The organism is Fusobacterium perfoetens ATCC 29250, assembly GCF_000622245.1.
In the GTDB taxonomy this organism is placed as follows: Bacteria; Fusobacteriota; Fusobacteriia; order Fusobacteriales; family Fusobacteriaceae; genus Fusobacterium_B; species Fusobacterium_B perfoetens.
On record NZ_JHXW01000016.1, the window covers coordinates 1 to 17,842 of the forward strand.

Sequence of the window (17,842 nt, forward strand, 5' to 3'; positions counted from 1 at the left end):
GAAATTATATTTTTTAATCAAAAAATTTATTAAAAAGAGCATAAAAAGAAAGATAAAATTTATAAAAAAAAATGTAGTATAACATAAAATATAGAGATTTTTAAATTATAAAAAACATAAGTTAGGGTTATATTTATGAAAGTTATTAAGCACTAAATGATAAAGGAAAAACATAGTGAAAACCATATTTAGGAGTATAAAATCCTATTAAAATCATAGAAGTTCAATACTTATAATAAGAGAGTAGATTCTGTTTGAAATTTTTATATATCCTTTCTACTTAAAAAAGTTTTTTCTAAAGAAATTAAATCTAAGAATTTTAATTTTTTTGGTTTTATTATTTTTAGAATAAATATCATATTTTCTAATCATTTTAAAGTGTTTAGGAGTAATATGAGAAATTAAACGTCCAAAGAAATCTTTTAAAGGAAGAGTAATAAAATATTATCTGGTTTTTGATACCAAAATGTAATGTTTTTAGAATCAAAAAAGTAATTCTATATTTAGCGATAATTGTTTTTGCAAGATATAGACTAAGATATTTTAAATATTATTAGAATTAACATAAAATCTATTAAGATATTTTCTGTAAGTGATAGAAATTTTATTTTTAAGAGTAATAAAATTATTAGATTTAACGAAAGAAAAAATAATATCAAGAGAACATTTTTGCCAAGATTTTCTAAGAGGTCTCCAAAGATAAAAATTAAGAAATTTCCAATTACCTTTAATATTGAACCTTTCAAGAGAATAGTAGTATAAATATGAGGATTACAAAATATATCTCTAGAAAAAATATGAATATTAGTGATAACTCTAAAATTATATATCAGTTTTTTTTTAAAGAATATTTAATAGAATAAGTAAGTAGTATCAGAAAGATTTTAAAATAATTTTAGATTATTAAAGAAAAAATTTCTAATGAAACCAGTAGATAAAGGAAAAATCATACGAATCTGTGAAACATTGAGAAGTTGAGAATTAAGGGAAGAAGCACAATTTTCAGTAGAAACTTTACTTATAAGAAGAACAAAATTTAGATTTATAAGAAAAAGGTTGAATAAATTTATGAAGATAAGAAGTACAAAGGAATTAAGAGAAACTGAACTTAGAAATAGCGCAATGTAAAAAAAATTGATATTGTTAAAAATATTTTTTTCATAAAAGAAAGAATAAATATCATCTCAGTATTCAAAGAAATAGAAAAAATATATTTAAGTTTATGTTTATAGAAAGCAAGATTATTATTCATGAATTATTATATACTAAAAAAGCACGATAAAAATCGTGCTTTTTTATATATTTAGAGTTATTTACTTAAACCATATTTAATATATTTTACAATTTGAATTATAATTGTAGGAATAAAACCTAATAAATAAATTATTAGAGTTTTTATTAGATGGTTATAAATTGATATAAAGTATAATTTATAACTTTCGTGTTCTTAAAATGGAAAATAAAAATAAAAAAAAATCAAAAAAATATTGACAAATTAAAAAAATAGAAGTATAATTCTACTAAAGAAATAATTGATTAATTAGATTAACTAAATAAATTTTTGGAGGTTTTAATATGAAATATTTTTTAGACAGTGCAAAATTAAATGAAATCGAGTATGCTTATGAGAACTATGGAATTGATGGAGTCACAACAAATCCAAGACATATTATGTTAAGTGGAAAACCATTTTTAACAGTAATAGCTGATTTAGCAGCTTGGGTAAAAGAAAAAGGAATAGAAGGTTATGAAAAATTCCCTATATCTGTTGAAATAAATCCACACTTAACTAAATGGGAAGAAATGGTAGAAGAAGGAAAGAAAATAGCTGCATATTCTTCTAACTTTGTTATAAAAATTCCTTGTACAGAAAATGGGTTAATAGCTGCAAGAAAATTAGAAAAAGAAGGAGTAAGAACTAATGTTACATTAGTATTCTCACCTTCTCAAGCAATACCAGTAGGAAAATTAGATGCTAAATTTGTTTCTCCATTTGTAGGATGGAAAGAAAATTCAGGAGATGATGCTCTAAATTATATTTCTGATATTTGTGAAATTTATAGAAAACACAATTTCAATACTGAAATAATTGTAGCAGCAGTAAGAAATGGAAAACAAATAGCAGAAGCAGCTAAAATGGGAGCACACATAGTAACATGTGGATTAGATGTATACAAAGCAAGTTTTGAACATCCATTTACAACATATGGACTAGGAGTATTTACAAAAGCTTGGGACGATACAACTAAATAAGAAGCATTAAAGTTATTATAGTATTTAAAAGGAGATAAAAAATGAAAATAGGTTTTATAGGAATAGGACTTATGGGAAAACCAATGAGTACTAATATATTAAAAAAATCAGGAAGACCTTTAATGGTATTTGATTTAAATAAAGAAAAAGTAGCTGAAATGGTTAGTTTAGGTGCTGAAGAAGCTTCTTCAATAAAAGAAGTAGGAGAAAAATGTGATGTTGTAGTTTCAATGGTTCCAAAAAGTGAACATGTAATATCAGTATATGAAGAATTACTTCCAGTAGCAAAAGAAGGACAAATTTTTATAGATATGAGTACTATTGATCCTGAGGTTTCAAGAGAATTATCTAAAAAAATAGCAGAAAAGAAAGCTTCAATGATAGATGCACCAGTAGTTAAATCAGTTCCTGCTGCTGAAACTGGAACATTAGGAATTTATGTTGGTGGATGTAAAGAAACATATGAGAAAGTAAAAAATATATTAGCTTGCATGGGAAATAACATTATTTATTTAGGAGAAAATGGAGCAGGATTAGTAATGAAACTATGTCATAATACGTTAGTTTCTCAAATTCAAAATGGTGTTAACGAAATGATAACATTAGCTCAAAAATCAGGAATATCTGTAGAAGAATTTATGACAGCAGTATCTTATGGAGGAGCTCAAAACTTTTATTTAGATACAAAAGGAAAAGTAATAGCTGAAGGAAACTTTAAAACAGCTTTTTCTGTAGAAAATATGAATAAAGATGTTAATTTAACATCAACTTTAGTTAAAAAGTTAGGATTAACATTACCTGGTGTAGAAGTAGCTAAAAATGTATATGCACAAGCTATGGAATTAGGATATGGAAAAGAAGATTTCTCAGCAACTTATAAAGTTGTAAGCAAAAAATAAATTGAGGTGTAAGAATGAAAAATTTTAAAGTAATATTTGTACCTATTGGAGTTCCAACATTTCATTTAGAAAGTGCAAATGATCAATTTAATAAATCAGTAGAAATGATAAAATCAATAACAGATTGTGGAATATATCCAGAAGCTCCTTTATTATCAATAGATGATTTAAAAGCTTTTATAAAAGGAGAAAATCCAGATTTAGTTATTTTACAAAATACAACTTTTGCTAACTCTGCTTATGCAAGTGAAGTAGTAAGAGAATATGATTGCCCAATAGTTTTATGGACATTAAGAGAACCAGTAATTGATGGTGGAAGATTAAGATTAAATTCATTAACAGGAGCATATTCTGCTGGAAATCTATTCCATCATACTGGAAGAGAAAAATTTGAATATATTTTTGGTGCTCCAACTGAAGAGTCAACAAAAATAAAAATGACAGCATGTATAAAAGCTGCTGAAATAAAGAAAGATTTAAGAAGCTTAAATATGGCAAGTATAGGGCATACTCCTCAAGGATTTGGTTTTGGTAGAGGATTAGATGCAGAATTATTAAAGAATTTTGGAATAAATTTAATTTCTATAGAAGCTAGAGAATTAATAAATAAAGCAAAAGCTTATAAAGAAGAAGAATATACAGATTTATTAGAAGAAGCTAACAAAAAAATGGTTGGATTATGTAATACTCCAAGTGAAAATGTAGATAAATTTGTAAGAGTTTATAAAGCTTATAAAGATTTTGTTGAACAAAATAATATTAAAGCTATCGCTTCAAGATGTTGGCCAGATTACTTTGTAGAGTATGGAACACCTGTTTGTGGAGCTTTAGCAATGCTTAATGAAAATCTAGTAGCAGCTTCATGTGAAGCAGATTTAATGGGAGCTTTATCAATGTATATAGGAATGAAGCTTACAGGAAGTCATGCTTTCTTTGGAGACCCAGTATCATTAGATGAAAATAAAAATACAGTTACTTATTGGCATTGCGGAACAGCAGCATGTTCTTTAGCAAGAGAAGATAAAGGAGCTGAAGTAGGTGTACATCCTAATAGAAAAATCGGTCCAACAATGGAATTTGGATGTAAAGCAGCTGAACATGTAACAGTATTCAGAATAGGAAGAAAACCTAATGGAGAATACAGATTCTTTATAGCTAAAGGAGAAGCTTTAGATGAACCTAAACAATTCTTAGGAACATCAGTAGTTGTAAAAACAGAAAATAATTCTTTAGAAGTAATAGAAAATAGTGTAAAAGATGGTTGGGAACCTCATTTCGCAGTTGTTTATGGAGATATAGCTAAAGAATTAGAAATATTAGCAAACTTATTAAATATGGAAGTTTGTAAATACTAAAAAAGAAAAAAATAGAAGGAGATATCATTATGTTAAATAAATTAAAAGAATTAAATGAATTTCCTATCTACTCTTGTAATGATAAAGAATTTAAAGAATTTGGACAAGTTATTACAGGATATAACTTTGAGGAATTAGTAGAGTATGCTGAAAAGCATACTCCTATTCCTGAAGTAGGAAATATATATATAGCTTCAGATTCTGAAATGGAAAAATTATCAGTTTTTGAAGAAGTTAAAACTAATTTATATGGAGATATGGACATACAATTTGGATATTGTAATGGAAATAATTCTTTATTAAATGGTTTAGAATATCATAAAGGAAGCGAAGTTAATATTGCTATAACAGATTTAGTATTATTATTAGCTCATGTAAAAGACATAGAAAACGGAAAAATAGAAAGCTCAAAAGTAAAAGGGTTCTTTATACCAAAAGGAACAGTTATAGAAGTATATCAAACAACAATGCATTTTTCTCCGTGTAAAGTAAGTGATGATGGATTTAAATGTATTGTTATATTACCTAGAGATACAAACACAGATATAGATTTAAGTAAGAAAATAATTATATTTGAAGAGGATAAATATTTATTTAAGAGAAATAAATGGCTATTAGTACATAACGATAAACAAGATTTTATAAGTAGAGGGGCTTATGAAGGTATTGTAGGGGCGAATTTAAAAGTTAAGTACTAAAAAATTTTAAAGATTACATATATAGGGGGTAAAAATGTTATTGACGGTTGTTTCATTTATATTTTTTACAGCTTTAGTTGCTGTAATTTCGTGGTGGAAAACAAAAGAAGAAAAATTGGATACAGCTGATGGGTACTTTTTAGCTGGAAGAGGATTATCTGGAATAGTTATTGCAGGGTCAATGCTTTTAACAAATATATCTGCAGAACAAATAGTTGGTCTTAGTGGTCAAGCTTATATGAAAAATATAACAGGAATGGCATGGGAATCAACTGCTGCAGTAGCAACAATAATGTTGGCAGTATTTTTCTTACCTTATTATTTAAAAAGAGGTTTTACAACAATGCCTCAATTTTTGGAAGAAAGATATGATTCTACAACAAGAAAGTTAATATCAATGCTTTTATTAGCAGGATATGTATTAATTTCTACACCAGCTGCTTTATATGCTGGAGCTGTTGCTTTTAACCAAGTTTTTGACTTAGAAGCTATTTTGGGAGTAACATATGTTCAATCTATTTGGATTTTAGTATGGACAATAGGAATAATAGGAAGTATTTATGCTGTATTTGGAGGACTTAAAGCTGTTGCAGTATCAGATACTATTAATGGGATAGGATTAGTAGTTGGAGGATTAGCAGTTCCTTTCTTTGGATTATTATATTTAGGAAAGGGAAATATAGGAAATGCTTTAAATCAAATTACAACAACTCATTTAGATAAGATAAATGCAATAGGAGGTCCAACAGACCCAATACCATTTGGAACAATCTTTACAGGTATGGTTTTTGCTAATATGTTCTATTGGTGTACTAACCAAGTATTAATTCAAAGAACTTTAGGAGCAGCTAATTTAAAAGAAGGACAAAAAGGGGTTTTACTTTCTGGATTTATGAAAATATTAATTCCTATAATAGTTTCTTTCCCTGGAGTTATAGCTTTCCATATATTTGGAGAAAGTGCAAATTTAGGAGATGCTGCATATCCAAAATTAGTTGCAACAGTATTACCTAAATCTTTAGTAGGATTTTATAGTGCAGTAATATTTGGAGCTGTATTAAGTACATATAACTCTTTATTGAATAGTGCTGCTACATTATTCTGTTTTGATGTTTATAAACCAGTAATTAATCCAAATGCATCAGATGAAAAATTAATAAAAGTAGCAAAACAAGTTGGAACTTTCTTAGCTATATTTAGTATGAGTGTAGCTCCATTCACAATGTATGCAAAAGGTGGATTATTTGAAGTAATGAGAAGATTCACAGGTTTCTTTAATATACCAACAATAGCAATAGTTTTAGTAGGATTATTCTCTAAAAAAGTTACAGCTTTAGCAGCTAAGACAGTTGTAATATTCCATTTAATAGCTTATACAATATTAATATTTATTTTAAAAGTAAAATTAAATTATGTCCATGTAATGGGATTATTATTTGTAGTGGAAGTAATTTTAATGCATATTATATCTGCGATAAAACCAATTGAAAAAGATTATGAGGAACCAAGAACTAAGCCATTTGTTGATATGAAACCTTGGGCAAAACTACCTCTTGTATCAACTTTATTAATGGGATTATTAGTATTTATTTATATCTTCTTATCACCAATAGGAGTTGTGTCATCTATAAAAGGAGAAAATTTAGTAGGACCTAACTTTAAATTAGCTATGTTAGCATTAGTAGTAGGTATGGGAATTTTCTACAAAGTTATGGACATGAAAATTAAACATTCTCGTTTCCTAGCTGAAATAGAAGATTTTAGTGAGGAAAAAAAGTAAAGAACTAGAAAAACTAGGAGGAAAAATGGAATTAAGAGTAGATGGGAAAAATTTAGAATTATTAGTTAATGGAAGAAAAATAATATCTCACTCAACAAAAAATCCTTTTATCTTTGTAGGAAAAGGTGAAGCTACTTTTGATATGTATAGAGGAAACTATGACATAAAAGATTATGTAATAGAAAGAGTAGCATTAACAGAGTTTGAAATTTTAGAAGAAAATAAAGTTAAATTTTTCAGAGGAGAAGAATTTTTAAATGTTTCTTTTGAAGAAAAAGAAGGAAGAACATATATTAATTTCTTAGAAGCATCTGATGAATTAAATAGATATTGGTTTAGAATTTGTGCTGATAAAGAAGAAAAAGTATATGGTTGTGGAGAACAAATGACATACTTTAACTTAAGAGGAAAAAATTTCCCTCTATGGACTTCTGAACCAGGGGTAGGAAGAAACAAAAAAACTTATACAACATGGCAAGCTGATGTAAAAGATAGAGCTGGTGGAGATTATTATACAACATATTATCCTCAACCTACATTTGTATCTACAAAAAAATATTATTTACATATGGAAACAACAGCATATGCTGACTTTGATTTTAGAAATGAAAAATTCCATGAATTACAAGTATGGCATAAACCAGAATTTATTATGATTGAAACGGGCGAATCTTATTTAGAAATCATAGAAAAATTAACTGGATACTTTGGAAGACAACCTAAGTTACCTGAATGGGTATATAATGGAGTATTACTTGGAATTCAAGGTGGAACAGATTTAGTAATAGAAAAAATGGAAAATGCTATTAAAGCTGGAGTAGAAGTAGCTGGACTTTGGTGTCAAGACTGGGAAGGTATAAATATAACTTCTTTTGGAAAAAGACTTTGGTGGGACTGGAAATGGTCACCAGAAACTTATCCTGGATTAGATAAAAAAATATGGGAGTTAAAAGAAAGAGGAATTAGATTTTTAGGATATGCTAACCCATTTTTTATAGAAAATGATACTTATTATAAAGAAGCTGAAGCTAAAGGATACCTAGCAAAAGACCAAAATGGAAATGATTATAAAGTAGATTTTGGGGAATTTGATTGTGGTATAGTTGATTTAACAAATCCAGAAGCTTTTGAATGGTATAAAGAAAAAATGAAAAAAGAACTTATTGAGTTCGGTTTAGATGGATGGATGGCTGATTTTGGAGAATATTTACCAAGTGATGCTGTTTTAAAAAATGGAAATGGAGAATTAATGCATAATGCTTGGCCAGCTTTATGGGCTAAAGTAAATTATGAAGCAGTAAAAGAAACTGGAAATTTAGAAAAAATAGTTTACTTCATGAGAGCTGGATATACTGGAAACCAAAAATATTGTACTTTAATGTGGGCAGGAGACCAATGTGTCGATTGGTGTATAGAAGATGGATTAGCTTCAGTTGTCGTAGGAGCTTTATCAGTTGGAATGACAGGAAATGCTCTTACTCATAGTGATATTGGAGGTTATACAACTCTTCATGGATTAAAAAGAAGTAAAGAGTTATTTATGAGATGGGCTGAAATGGGGGCATTTACTCCATTTATGAGAACTCATGAAGGAAATAGACCTGCTGATAATCATCAATTTGATACAGATATGGAAACATTAAAACACCTTGCTAGAATGACAAAAATATATAAACATATAGTACCTTATACAAAAGCTCTTGTAGCTGAAGCTTCTGAAAAAGGAATACCAGTACAAAGACCTATATTTATGCATTATGAAAATGATAAAGAAGCATATGATATTAGATATCAATATTTATATGGAAAAGATTTATTAGTGGCTCCTGTTTATAATAAAGGAGAAGAAATAAAAGATGTTTATTTACCAGAAGATACATGGGTACATGTATGGACAGGAAAAGAGTACAGAGGTGGACATCATCAAATAGAGGTACCGATTGGATATCCAGCTGTATTTTATAGAAAAGATTCTGAGTATAAAGCATTATTTGAAGGATTAAAATCAATCTAAAAAATCTAAATATTTAACTAAAGAGAGATGCTTGATTATTCAAGTATCTTTCTTTAATTATAAGGAGGAAAAATGTTAAAGGATGGATTATTTTTATTAGTGTTATTTTTGACTAATATAGTCCAAGGAATTACAGGATTTGCAGGGACAGTATTAGCAATGCCTCCTAGTATATTATTACAAGGAATAGATGTAGCAAAACCAACATTAAATATTTTAGGACTATTAGTAGCTGTTTGGATAGTAATTATTTCATATAAAAGTTTAAATATGAAAGAATTTTTTAAAGTTATGATAATAATGTTTTTTGGACTTATATTAGGAAATTATATATATTCTATTATACCAGTACCAATGCTTTTAAAAATATATGCGATATTTATAATAGGAATAGCTCTAAAAGGACTTTTAGTAAAAAAAGAAAAAGATTTACCAGAATTTATTTTAGTAATGATTGTATTTATTGCAGGAATTATGCATGGAATGTTTGTTTCAGGTGGACCTTTATTAATAATATATGCAGCTAAAAAATTTAGAGAAAAAACAGAATTTAGAGCAACAGTTTCTTGTGTATGGCTTGTATTAAATAGTTATTTAGGATATAGTCACTATGTAGAAGGATTATTTACTCCAGAAACAATAACTAAATTAATGTGGGGAATTCCTCCTGTAATAGTAGGAGTAATAATAGGAAATATTTTACATAAAAAAATGAGTCAAGAATTATTTTTATTAATAACTTACATATTATTGATAATTTCTGGAATTACTTTATTATTCTGATTTTTATATTGAGAAATTTAGAAAAATATTATATACTTAATAAAAAGAATACTTGTGAAGAATACTTATTCAATTTAGAAGATATAAAATTAGAAATAGGGTGAAAGAATGGGCAAAGGAATAGGATTAAATATGGAGACTGTGAGGTCTTCAAATATAGGAGCAGTTTTATCATATTTAAATACATATGGAGCAAGTTCTAGAAAAAAAATAGCAGAAGATTTAAAATTGACAACAGCTACTTTAACAATTTTAACTAGTGATTTAATAAAAGAAGGGTTATTAATAGAATTAGGGGAAGTAACTGAAAATAAAGTTGGAAGAAAAAAAATTCTAATAGATATAAATGAAAAATCAAGATTTTGTTTAGGGCTTGAAATACAAAAAAGAAAAATTATTTTTATAATAACAGATTTAAAAGCAAATATTATTTTTGAAAAAGAATGGTCTAGAGAAAAAAGTTTTGATATTGAAGAATTTAATCTAATCTTAGATTTTATTGAAAATGAAATAAAAGAAATAAAAGAAAAAATTTTAGGAATGGGAATTTTAGTTCAAGGAGAAATAGAAAATAAAATTGCAATAAGTAGTCCAATTCCTAATATTTTAGAAATAGTAGAAAGAAGATTGGGAATAAAATGTCTTTTAGAAAATAATATGAAAGGTCTTGTTTTAAGTGAAATGTATTTTAAAGAAAATCATAGAAATTTTTGGGTCTTAAAATATGGACCAGGAGTAGGAACTTCTGTTGTAATAAATGGAAAGATTTTACAAGGAACAGAAAATAAGCCAATAGAATTTGGACATGCTCCATTATTTAAAAAAAATAGTAATAATTATTGTACTATTTGTAAAAAATGTGGTTGTGTTGAATCCGAGGTTCATTTTGAATATGTGGTTAAAAGGTTTATTGATTTAGGATATATAAAAAATGAAGAGGAAACAGATTTTGATTTTGTAAATAGAGTATCTAAGAAATCTGGAATGGAAATAATAGATAATGTTTTAGATATTTTATCAGATTATATTATTTTAGCAAGTTGGATAGTTCCTGTAGATGAATTAATTTTAAGTGGAAGATTTTTTTCAGAAGAAAGATTTTTTAAAGCTTTTAAAAATAAATTAAAAAATAAACCAAGTAATATAAAAATAGAAAATATAAGTTGTATGAAAGATTATTCATATAAAAGAAAAATAGCAGGAGCAATATTAATATTAGAAGATTTTTTTAATAATTATTAAAAGAGATAGGGTATTATTAAAATTTAGTAATACCCTATCTCTTTATTTTTTATCAAAATATAAAAATTATTAAAATGTATAACCAAAATAAATATTGAAAAGAATTCCATTATTAATAGAATCATTTGTTAATGAAAATTCAAGAGGTCCTAATAGAGTATCCCATCCTAATCCAATACCATAACCATTATAAAAATTACTAGCAAATTCACTATCTTTTTGATAGAAGAAATTATTTGAATCTGAATTAAAAGTAATAGTGTTATATCTACCTATAATATAAACATTAGGGCCTACATTATATTGTAATGAAATACCTCCAGATATAAGTTTATCTGTAACTAATCCATAGTAAGGAATACCATAAAAATCAAATTCTTTATAATTTAAACTAAATTTTTTTGTACCACCTATTTTAAATAAACCTTCATATCTATAATTAAAATCATCATTAAATAATTGTCCTCCAGAAGCGAAAGCACCAAAAGAAAGTTTTTTATTAATAGGGAAAGTTTTAAATACATTAAATTTATATCCATGAAAATCAAAACCAGAATTAGAAATTCCTCTATTAACAAATCCTGCTAAATAAGAAAAACTTCCTTTAGTAGGGAATGAAATAGAATCTAAATTATCATAAATAATATAAGAACTACCCCAAATATAATTTTCAATATCTTTATCTTCTAAATCATAAGGAAGACCAGATGTAAAATAGTTTTTAGAATATTTCCAACCACTTGATATACCAAAAAGAAGATTATTAAAAATAGAAGAAGAAATATCATATTGAAAACCTAAAGATTTTGTAGTGTACTTAGAAATAAGTTTTCCAGAATTCCAACCATAAAGAAAAACAGGAGAATATTGATAAGATAAACTATAATTTCTTGAAAAATCAATATCAAAAATTTCAAAAGTATTTTTATTTCCTATACTTAATTTAGGAAAAGAAGATATTTCACTTTTTATATAATAGTTGTTACCAAAACTATTGCTATATGGTAAATCTGTATTTAAGTTTAAGGCCATACCATAATCATTAGAAACATAAAGGAAATTTCCATAAATCTTAAATAAAGGACTTTCTTCTAAAGAAAAAGTAATATTATCATTTTGTACTTTATAAAAAATCCTATCAACATATGAAAGAGCATAGATTTTATTGGTCCAAGTATTTAAATCATCTATTGTATAGTTATCAGTTTGTGGTTTTAAATCTATAGCTTTTTTATAGGTAAAAGTAGAGTTTCCAATTAAATTTATAGAATTAATAGGACTATTGAAATTTTTTAAAGCACTAGATTTTTCTTTTATGGCTAGAAATTTTTCTTTATTAGAAAGCTTTTTTAAATTTGAGGAAAAATGTTCAGCAGCTATTTCTCCTTCTTTAATGATAGGCGCAATATTTTCGAAATCAAGAGTTCCAAATTTTTTTACATTAGGAACTATTAAAATATCAGCATAATTTTTTTGGATTTTTGTACTTTTCATGCTATTGTATCCAGAAATTTTATCAATAACTTCTACTACATTGGAACTAGTTGTTATATTTTTAGGGTCAGCAGTTATATCTACAGCTATTATAATATCAGCTCCAGCTTTCATAGCTTCTACAACTGGGAAATTATTGGCCACTCCACCATCAACAAAGAAACTATCTTGATGTTTTATAGGAGTGATAATAGATGGAATAGCCATACTCATAAGGACAGCTTTTGCTAAATCTCCTTCTTTTAAGGCTATAGCTTTTCCAGTATTAATATCTGTAGAAACAGCTCTAAATTTTATTGGAAATTCATCAAAATTATTTATTTTTTCAACTCTTTCAAAAGTTTTTTTAAAGTTAAGATAAATATGTTCTCCATTTATTACCCCTAATGGGAAATGAATGTCATTATTATTATCAATAGAAACACTAAGAGTTCCTTTAATTTCATTAATTTTTTGAGTAATATTTTTTAAAGAACGGTCAGGAGAGTTTGAAAATAATTTTTCAAATTCTTGAGTAAGTAAAAAATCTTCTATTTCTTTTGGAGAATAACCTATAGAATACATGGCTCCTACAATACTTCCTGCACTAGTTCCTATTATCATATCAATAGGAACATTATATTTTTCTAAAACTTTTAAAACTCCAACATGCCCAGCTCCTTTAGCTCCACCACCACTTAAAACCAAAGCAATTTTTGGAGAACCATTTTTTTTATTTATATCAAACTTATTTTTATTTACATAAGTTTTTAAATCTTCTAATTCCTTGATATAATCTTCTAACATTTCTATATGATTATCAATAGAATTTATTTTATCTTTTTTAGTATTTATTTTTCCATAATATTTTTCTTCTTGAGAAAAGGAAAAAATAGATAAAATTATAAAAAGAAAAATAAGTAAAAATTTTTTCATAACCCCTCCATAAATATTTTTTATTATTATATCACAATAATAAAAAAAATATGAAAAAAAGTATAAATTATAGTATAATAATGTTAGTAAACAAACAAAAGGAGGGAGTTATTTTGAAAAAAATAATTTATTTATTAATGATTTTATTAGTAGGGTGTACAGCAATAGAAGAGAAAGAGGACTCTCCTATAATTTATAATTTAGCAATAGTTAGTACAAATAATATAAATGGAAAAATTCAAGAGGGAATAGGTTATCCTAGATTAGCAACAATAATAAAAGATAAAGAAAGAGAGTTTGGAAAAGAAAAAGTTTTATATTTAGATGCTGGAGGAAATTTTTCAGGAAGTAAATTTTCAGAAAGTACTAAAGGAGCAGGAATTTCAAAAGTATTAAATGGAGTAGGATTAAAAGTTACTACTTTAGGAAAAGGGGATTTTTATTATGGAGCAGAGAGAATAAAAGAATTAGAAAAGATTTCTAATTTTAAAATAGTAGCTTCAAATGTTAAATATAGAGATGGAAGAGATTTTGTAAAACCATATTTATTAGGAAGAATGGGAGATAAAAGATTTGCTATTATAGGGATAGTTTCTCCAGAACTATATAATGAAATGGATAAGAAGACAAAAGGAGAATTAATAATTCAAGAACCTATATTAGTTATTCCTAATTTAGTTAGATTAATAAAAGAAAATAATATAGATTTTATAATTGCTCTTTCTTCTTTTGGAGAAAATACAGAATGGAATGCAGCAGAATTAGCTAAGAATATCTCTGATATAGATTTAATGATAGTAAGTGGACAAGGAAAAAGTATGAATCAAAAAATGAATAACACTTATATAATTAAAGAGGAAAATTCTTTTGGAAGTATAGGAATAACAAAGATAGCTTTAAAAACTGGTAAAAAATCATTAGATAGAATAAATCATGAAAAAATAAAATTAAATGATATTTATATTCCTGAAAATGAGAAAAAGATTGTAAAAGAAAGTACAATAAAAGAAGAAGTTATAAAAGGTGAAGATATATATTATAAAGTACAACCAGGAAATACTTTATATTCTTTAGCTAGAGAATACAATACAACTGTTGATGAAATAAAAAGATTAAATCCTAGTATTGAAGGAAATAACATAAAAGTGGGAGAAACTTATAAAATACTAGAGAAAAAAGTGGATATTGTAGAAAAGAAAGTTGAAACAGAAACAAATAAAGCGAAAGAGATGTATGATAACTTTGATTCTATTGCAGTAGAAATGAATGATATGGAAAATATTCCAGATAATGCATTAGAAGTTGGAAAAATAGATATTCCAAAAGATAGTGAAGTAGAGAAATTAATAGAAACTTTAAAATAAGAAATAATTAGGAGGAGAGATGGAATTTTCGTTAAATTTAAAACAGGATTTAAAATTAATTTTAACACAAGAAATGAAAGTCTCTCTAAATATTTTGGAGATGTCTTCTTATGATTTAGAAAAATATATTTTAAAAGAAAGGGAAATCAATCCCTACATAGAAGTGGAGTATACAAATATTAGTAAAAAAAATTTTTCAAATGATGAGGAAGAATTTTCTCCATTAGATTTAGCCCATAAAGAAGAGAGTTTAGTAGATTATTTAGAAGAGCAAATAGGATATTTGAAAATTAATAAAAATATGAGATTTCTTTGTTCTTATATAATAAATAATCTTGATAAAAGAGGTTATCTTTTATTAAAAAAGCAAGAAATAAAAGATCTGACTAAATTTCCTTTAAAAGAGATAGAAAAGGCAATAGAAATAATAAAATCTTTAGAACCAGTAGGAATAGGAGCTCAAAATTTAGAAGAGTGTCTTATAATTCAATTACATAAAAAGCAAATAAATGATATAGTTTTAGAGAATTTAATAAAATATTTTTTAAGAGAGTTAGCAGATAGAAAAATTGAAAAAATTTGTGAAAAATTAAAAATTAATCAAGAACAGCTTAAGAAATATTTTGAAATAATTCGAAAATTAAATCCTATTCCTTCTCGTGGTTTTTATATGGGAGAATCAATAAATTATATTTCTCCAGAAGCAGAAATAAAATTAGTTGATGGAGAGTATAAAGTTATAATGTTATATGGAAATCTTCCAAAAGTGAAAATTAAAGAAGGAGAAAATATAGATAAAACGTATTATACCTCAGCTAATAATTTAATAAAGTTTATAGAAAAAAGATATGAAACTTTAAAAAATATATTAGAGGTTATATTAGAAAAACAATATGAGTATTTTTCACAAGAAAATGGAAAATTAAAGAATTTCACTTTAAAAGAAGTATCAGAAAAATTAGAAATACATGAATCAACAATTTCAAGAGCTATAAAAAATAAATATATATCTTCAAATAAAGGGATGTTAAGGATAAAAGATTTGTTTGTATTAAATGATGAGAAAGAGTTAATCTGTGAAATTATAGAAAATTTAGTTTTAGAAGAAGATAGAGAAAAACCATATACAGACCAATATATGGCTGACTATATAAATTTGCATAATTTAAAAATAGCTAGAAGAACTGTGGCAAAATATAGAGAAGAATTAGGAATAGCCTCAGCATCTAAAAGAAAATTAAAAAATATCTAGGAGGAATATGGAAATCTCTCTTATTGAAATAAAAGAACATGTAAAAAAATATATAGAAGTTATTACTACAGTTATAGATGTTGGTGTAGGTGTGGTAGATAAAAATATGAAAAGAGTTTCTAGTACAGGACTTTATATTGATGAAGATGGGGAAGAAGTATTAGGTAGTGTTTATAAAAATACTTTGGAAACAGGAAGTACAAATGTAATAGAAAATCCAAGACAACATTGTCTTTGTATAGAATGTATAGATAAACAGAGGTGTAAAGAAACTTTAGAAATTTCTACACCTATTTATTGTAATGGAGAAATAGAGGGAGTTTTAGGGTTAGTTTGCTTTACAGAAGAGCAAAAAAATAAGATACTTTCTGATGTAAATTCTTATTTAAATTTTACAAAACAAATAGCTGAATTTATAGGAATGAAGTTTAATGAATATAAAGAGAGTTTACTTCAAAAAGAAAAAGAGGAAACTCTTAATCAAATATTAAATAATATGACAAAAGGTGTCATAGTTACTAATAGTGATAATGAAATTTTAATCATAAATCAAATAGGAATGAAAAAATTAAAATTAGTTTTTAGTCCTGTTGGAAAAAAAATAAAAATAATTAGTCAAAATGATTATATAATGAATGAGGAAATTTTTAAATTAATAATAAATGAGAAAGAATATACAGTAAGTGGAAAAAAATTTCCTTTGAATTCAATAAGCAAAAAAAAGGAAGATGCTTTTATTTTTGATGATATACAAAAAATTAATAAAAATATTGTTGAAGTAAGTAATCAATATAATAGAATAACTTTAGATGATATTCATGGAAAATCACAAGCGATTTTATCTTTAAAAGAATATATTCAAGCTATTTCAAATTCAAATTCTACAGTATTGATAACAGGGGAAAGTGGAACTGGAAAAGAGTTAATAGCTCGTTCAATACATTCTTGTGGAAATAGAAAAGATAAACCATTTGTTGTTATAAATTGTTCAGCTATTCCAGATTCACTTTTAGAAAGTGAACTTTTTGGATATGTAAAAGGAGCTTTTACAGGAGCTAATAATAATGGACATATGGGAAAGTTTGAATTAGCTAACACAGGAGTAATTTTCTTAGATGAGATAGGTGATATGCCTTTATATTTACAAGCAAAATTATTGAGAGTTTTACAAGAGAAAAAAATAGAAAGAATAGGGTCTAATAAAAGTATTGATTTAGATATTAAAATAATAGCTGCTACTAATGCTGATTTAAAACAAAAAATTAAAGAAAAGAAATTTAGAGAAGATTTGTATTATAGATTAAATGTAATACCTATTCAAACTCATCCTTTAAGAGAAAGAAAAGAAGATATAGAACCAATAGTAGAAGAACTTATAAAAAAATATAGTTTAATAGCTAATAAAACTATAAAAGAGATGGATAGAGAGGTATTAGACTTATTATTAGAATATGATTGGCCAGGAAATATTAGAGAATTAGAAAATATTATAGAATTGATGATGAATACTTGTGGAAATAATGAAAAAATAGTAAAAAATATGTTGCCAGAAAATATTTTAAAAAAAGATATTAAAGAAAATATTATAAAGGAAGAAAAAAGATTTTTTGAAAGAGAAGAAGAAATTTTATTTGAAGAATTTGAAAAATTAGAAAAAGAATATATAATAAGAAGTCTAAAAAAATATGGAAATTCTACAGAAAGTAAAAAGATGATTTCTGAGAAAATGAATATAGGATTAACAACTTTATATAGAAAATTAAAAAAATTTAATATAGATAAATAAGTAGAAG

Annotated in this window: 13 protein-coding genes; 11 read left to right on the top strand and 2 right to left on the bottom strand. The window is 25.8% G+C overall.

Annotated features, from left to right (window positions below; all coding sequences use genetic code 11):
- Positions 1–276 precede the first annotated feature (276 nt).
- Positions 277–438 (bottom strand): transposase, encoded by a 162-nt coding sequence (locus tag T364_RS11375; protein WP_147386032.1) that lies wholly within the window; start codon positions 436–438, stop codon positions 277–279.
- 1,137 nt (positions 439–1,575) lie between these two features.
- Here T364_RS11375 and T364_RS0106465 point away from each other — a divergent pair.
- From T364_RS0106465 to T364_RS0106500, 8 genes are all read left to right on the top strand, one after another.
- Positions 1,576–2,253 carry a transaldolase family protein gene (locus T364_RS0106465; protein ID WP_027128854.1) on the top strand — a complete coding sequence of 226 codons (678 nt, stop codon included), beginning with the start codon at positions 1,576–1,578 and terminating at the stop codon, positions 2,251–2,253.
- 41 nt (positions 2,254–2,294) lie between these two features.
- Complete coding sequence (locus T364_RS0106470; RefSeq protein ID WP_027128855.1) at positions 2,295–3,152, top strand: NAD(P)-dependent oxidoreductase; 858 nt, start codon at positions 2,295–2,297, stop codon at positions 3,150–3,152.
- Positions 3,153–3,166: 14 nt separating this feature from the next.
- The gene (locus T364_RS0106475) at positions 3,167–4,507 is read left to right on the top strand and encodes a fucose isomerase (protein ID WP_027128856.1); all 1,341 of its coding nucleotides are present in this window, start codon (positions 3,167–3,169) and stop codon (positions 4,505–4,507) included.
- A gap of 29 nt (positions 4,508–4,536) precedes the next feature.
- Positions 4,537–5,205 (top strand): DUF4867 family protein, encoded by a 669-nt coding sequence (locus T364_RS0106480; protein ID WP_027128857.1) that lies wholly within the window; start codon positions 4,537–4,539, stop codon positions 5,203–5,205.
- A gap of 34 nt (positions 5,206–5,239) precedes the next feature.
- Positions 5,240–6,985, top strand: a complete 1,746-nt coding sequence (locus tag T364_RS10625) for a solute:sodium symporter family transporter (RefSeq protein WP_035945488.1) — start codon at positions 5,240–5,242, stop codon at positions 6,983–6,985.
- A 25-nt stretch (positions 6,986–7,010) separates the two neighbouring features.
- Positions 7,011–8,999 carry an alpha-glucosidase gene (locus tag T364_RS0106490; protein ID WP_027128858.1) on the top strand — a complete coding sequence of 663 codons (1,989 nt, stop codon included), beginning with the start codon at positions 7,011–7,013 and terminating at the stop codon, positions 8,997–8,999.
- Positions 9,000–9,071: 72 nt separating this feature from the next.
- Complete coding sequence (locus tag T364_RS0106495; protein ID WP_027128859.1) at positions 9,072–9,782, top strand: sulfite exporter TauE/SafE family protein; 711 nt, start codon at positions 9,072–9,074, stop codon at positions 9,780–9,782.
- A 108-nt stretch (positions 9,783–9,890) separates the two neighbouring features.
- On the top strand, positions 9,891–11,024 hold the full coding sequence (locus tag T364_RS0106500; protein ID WP_027128860.1) for an ROK family protein: 1,134 nt from the start codon (positions 9,891–9,893) through the stop codon (positions 11,022–11,024).
- Positions 11,025–11,093: 69 nt separating this feature from the next.
- On the opposite strand, the gene T364_RS0106505 is transcribed toward T364_RS0106500, so the two are convergent.
- Positions 11,094–13,433 carry a patatin-like phospholipase family protein gene (locus T364_RS0106505; protein ID WP_035945491.1) on the bottom strand — a complete coding sequence of 780 codons (2,340 nt, stop codon included), beginning with the start codon at positions 13,431–13,433 and terminating at the stop codon, positions 11,094–11,096.
- Between the two features lie 113 nt (positions 13,434–13,546).
- Here T364_RS0106505 and T364_RS10970 point away from each other — a divergent pair, with 113 nt between their 5' ends.
- The 3 genes from T364_RS10970 to T364_RS0106520 are packed head-to-tail and all read left to right on the top strand — an operon-like array spanning position 13,547 to position 17,835.
- Entirely contained in the window at positions 13,547–14,797 is a 1,251-nt protein-coding gene (locus tag T364_RS10970) for a LysM peptidoglycan-binding domain-containing protein (protein WP_027128862.1), read from the top strand.
- A 19-nt stretch (positions 14,798–14,816) separates the two neighbouring features.
- Complete coding sequence (gene rpoN / locus T364_RS0106515) at positions 14,817–16,049, top strand: RNA polymerase factor sigma-54 (protein WP_027128863.1); 1,233 nt, start codon at positions 14,817–14,819, stop codon at positions 16,047–16,049.
- 7 nt (positions 16,050–16,056) lie between these two features.
- Complete coding sequence (locus T364_RS0106520; protein WP_027128864.1) at positions 16,057–17,835, top strand: sigma-54 interaction domain-containing protein; 1,779 nt, start codon at positions 16,057–16,059, stop codon at positions 17,833–17,835.
- Positions 17,836–17,842 lie beyond the last annotated feature (7 nt).

What these genes read in the sequence shown, in the direction of transcription:
- rpoN (WP_027128863.1), top strand. Translation starts at nt 14,817, where the DNA reads ATGGAATTTTCGTTAAATTTAAAACAGGATTTAAAATTAATTTTAACA.
- T364_RS0106465 (WP_027128854.1), top strand. Translation starts at nt 1,576, where the DNA reads ATGAAATATTTTTTAGACAGTGCAAAATTAAATGAAATCGAGTATGCT.
- T364_RS0106520 (WP_027128864.1), top strand. Translation starts at nt 16,057, where the DNA reads ATGGAAATCTCTCTTATTGAAATAAAAGAACATGTAAAAAAATATATA.
- T364_RS0106505 (WP_035945491.1), bottom strand. Translation starts at nt 13,433, where the DNA reads ATGAAAAAATTTTTACTTATTTTTCTTTTTATAATTTTATCTATTTTT.
- T364_RS0106480 (WP_027128857.1), top strand. Translation starts at nt 4,537, where the DNA reads ATGTTAAATAAATTAAAAGAATTAAATGAATTTCCTATCTACTCTTGT.
- T364_RS0106500 (WP_027128860.1), top strand. Translation starts at nt 9,891, where the DNA reads ATGGGCAAAGGAATAGGATTAAATATGGAGACTGTGAGGTCTTCAAAT.
- T364_RS0106475 (WP_027128856.1), top strand. Translation starts at nt 3,167, where the DNA reads ATGAAAAATTTTAAAGTAATATTTGTACCTATTGGAGTTCCAACATTT.
- T364_RS0106490 (WP_027128858.1), top strand. Translation starts at nt 7,011, where the DNA reads ATGGAATTAAGAGTAGATGGGAAAAATTTAGAATTATTAGTTAATGGA.
- T364_RS0106470 (WP_027128855.1), top strand. Translation starts at nt 2,295, where the DNA reads ATGAAAATAGGTTTTATAGGAATAGGACTTATGGGAAAACCAATGAGT.
- T364_RS10625 (WP_035945488.1), top strand. Translation starts at nt 5,240, where the DNA reads ATGTTATTGACGGTTGTTTCATTTATATTTTTTACAGCTTTAGTTGCT.
- T364_RS0106495 (WP_027128859.1), top strand. Translation starts at nt 9,072, where the DNA reads ATGTTAAAGGATGGATTATTTTTATTAGTGTTATTTTTGACTAATATA.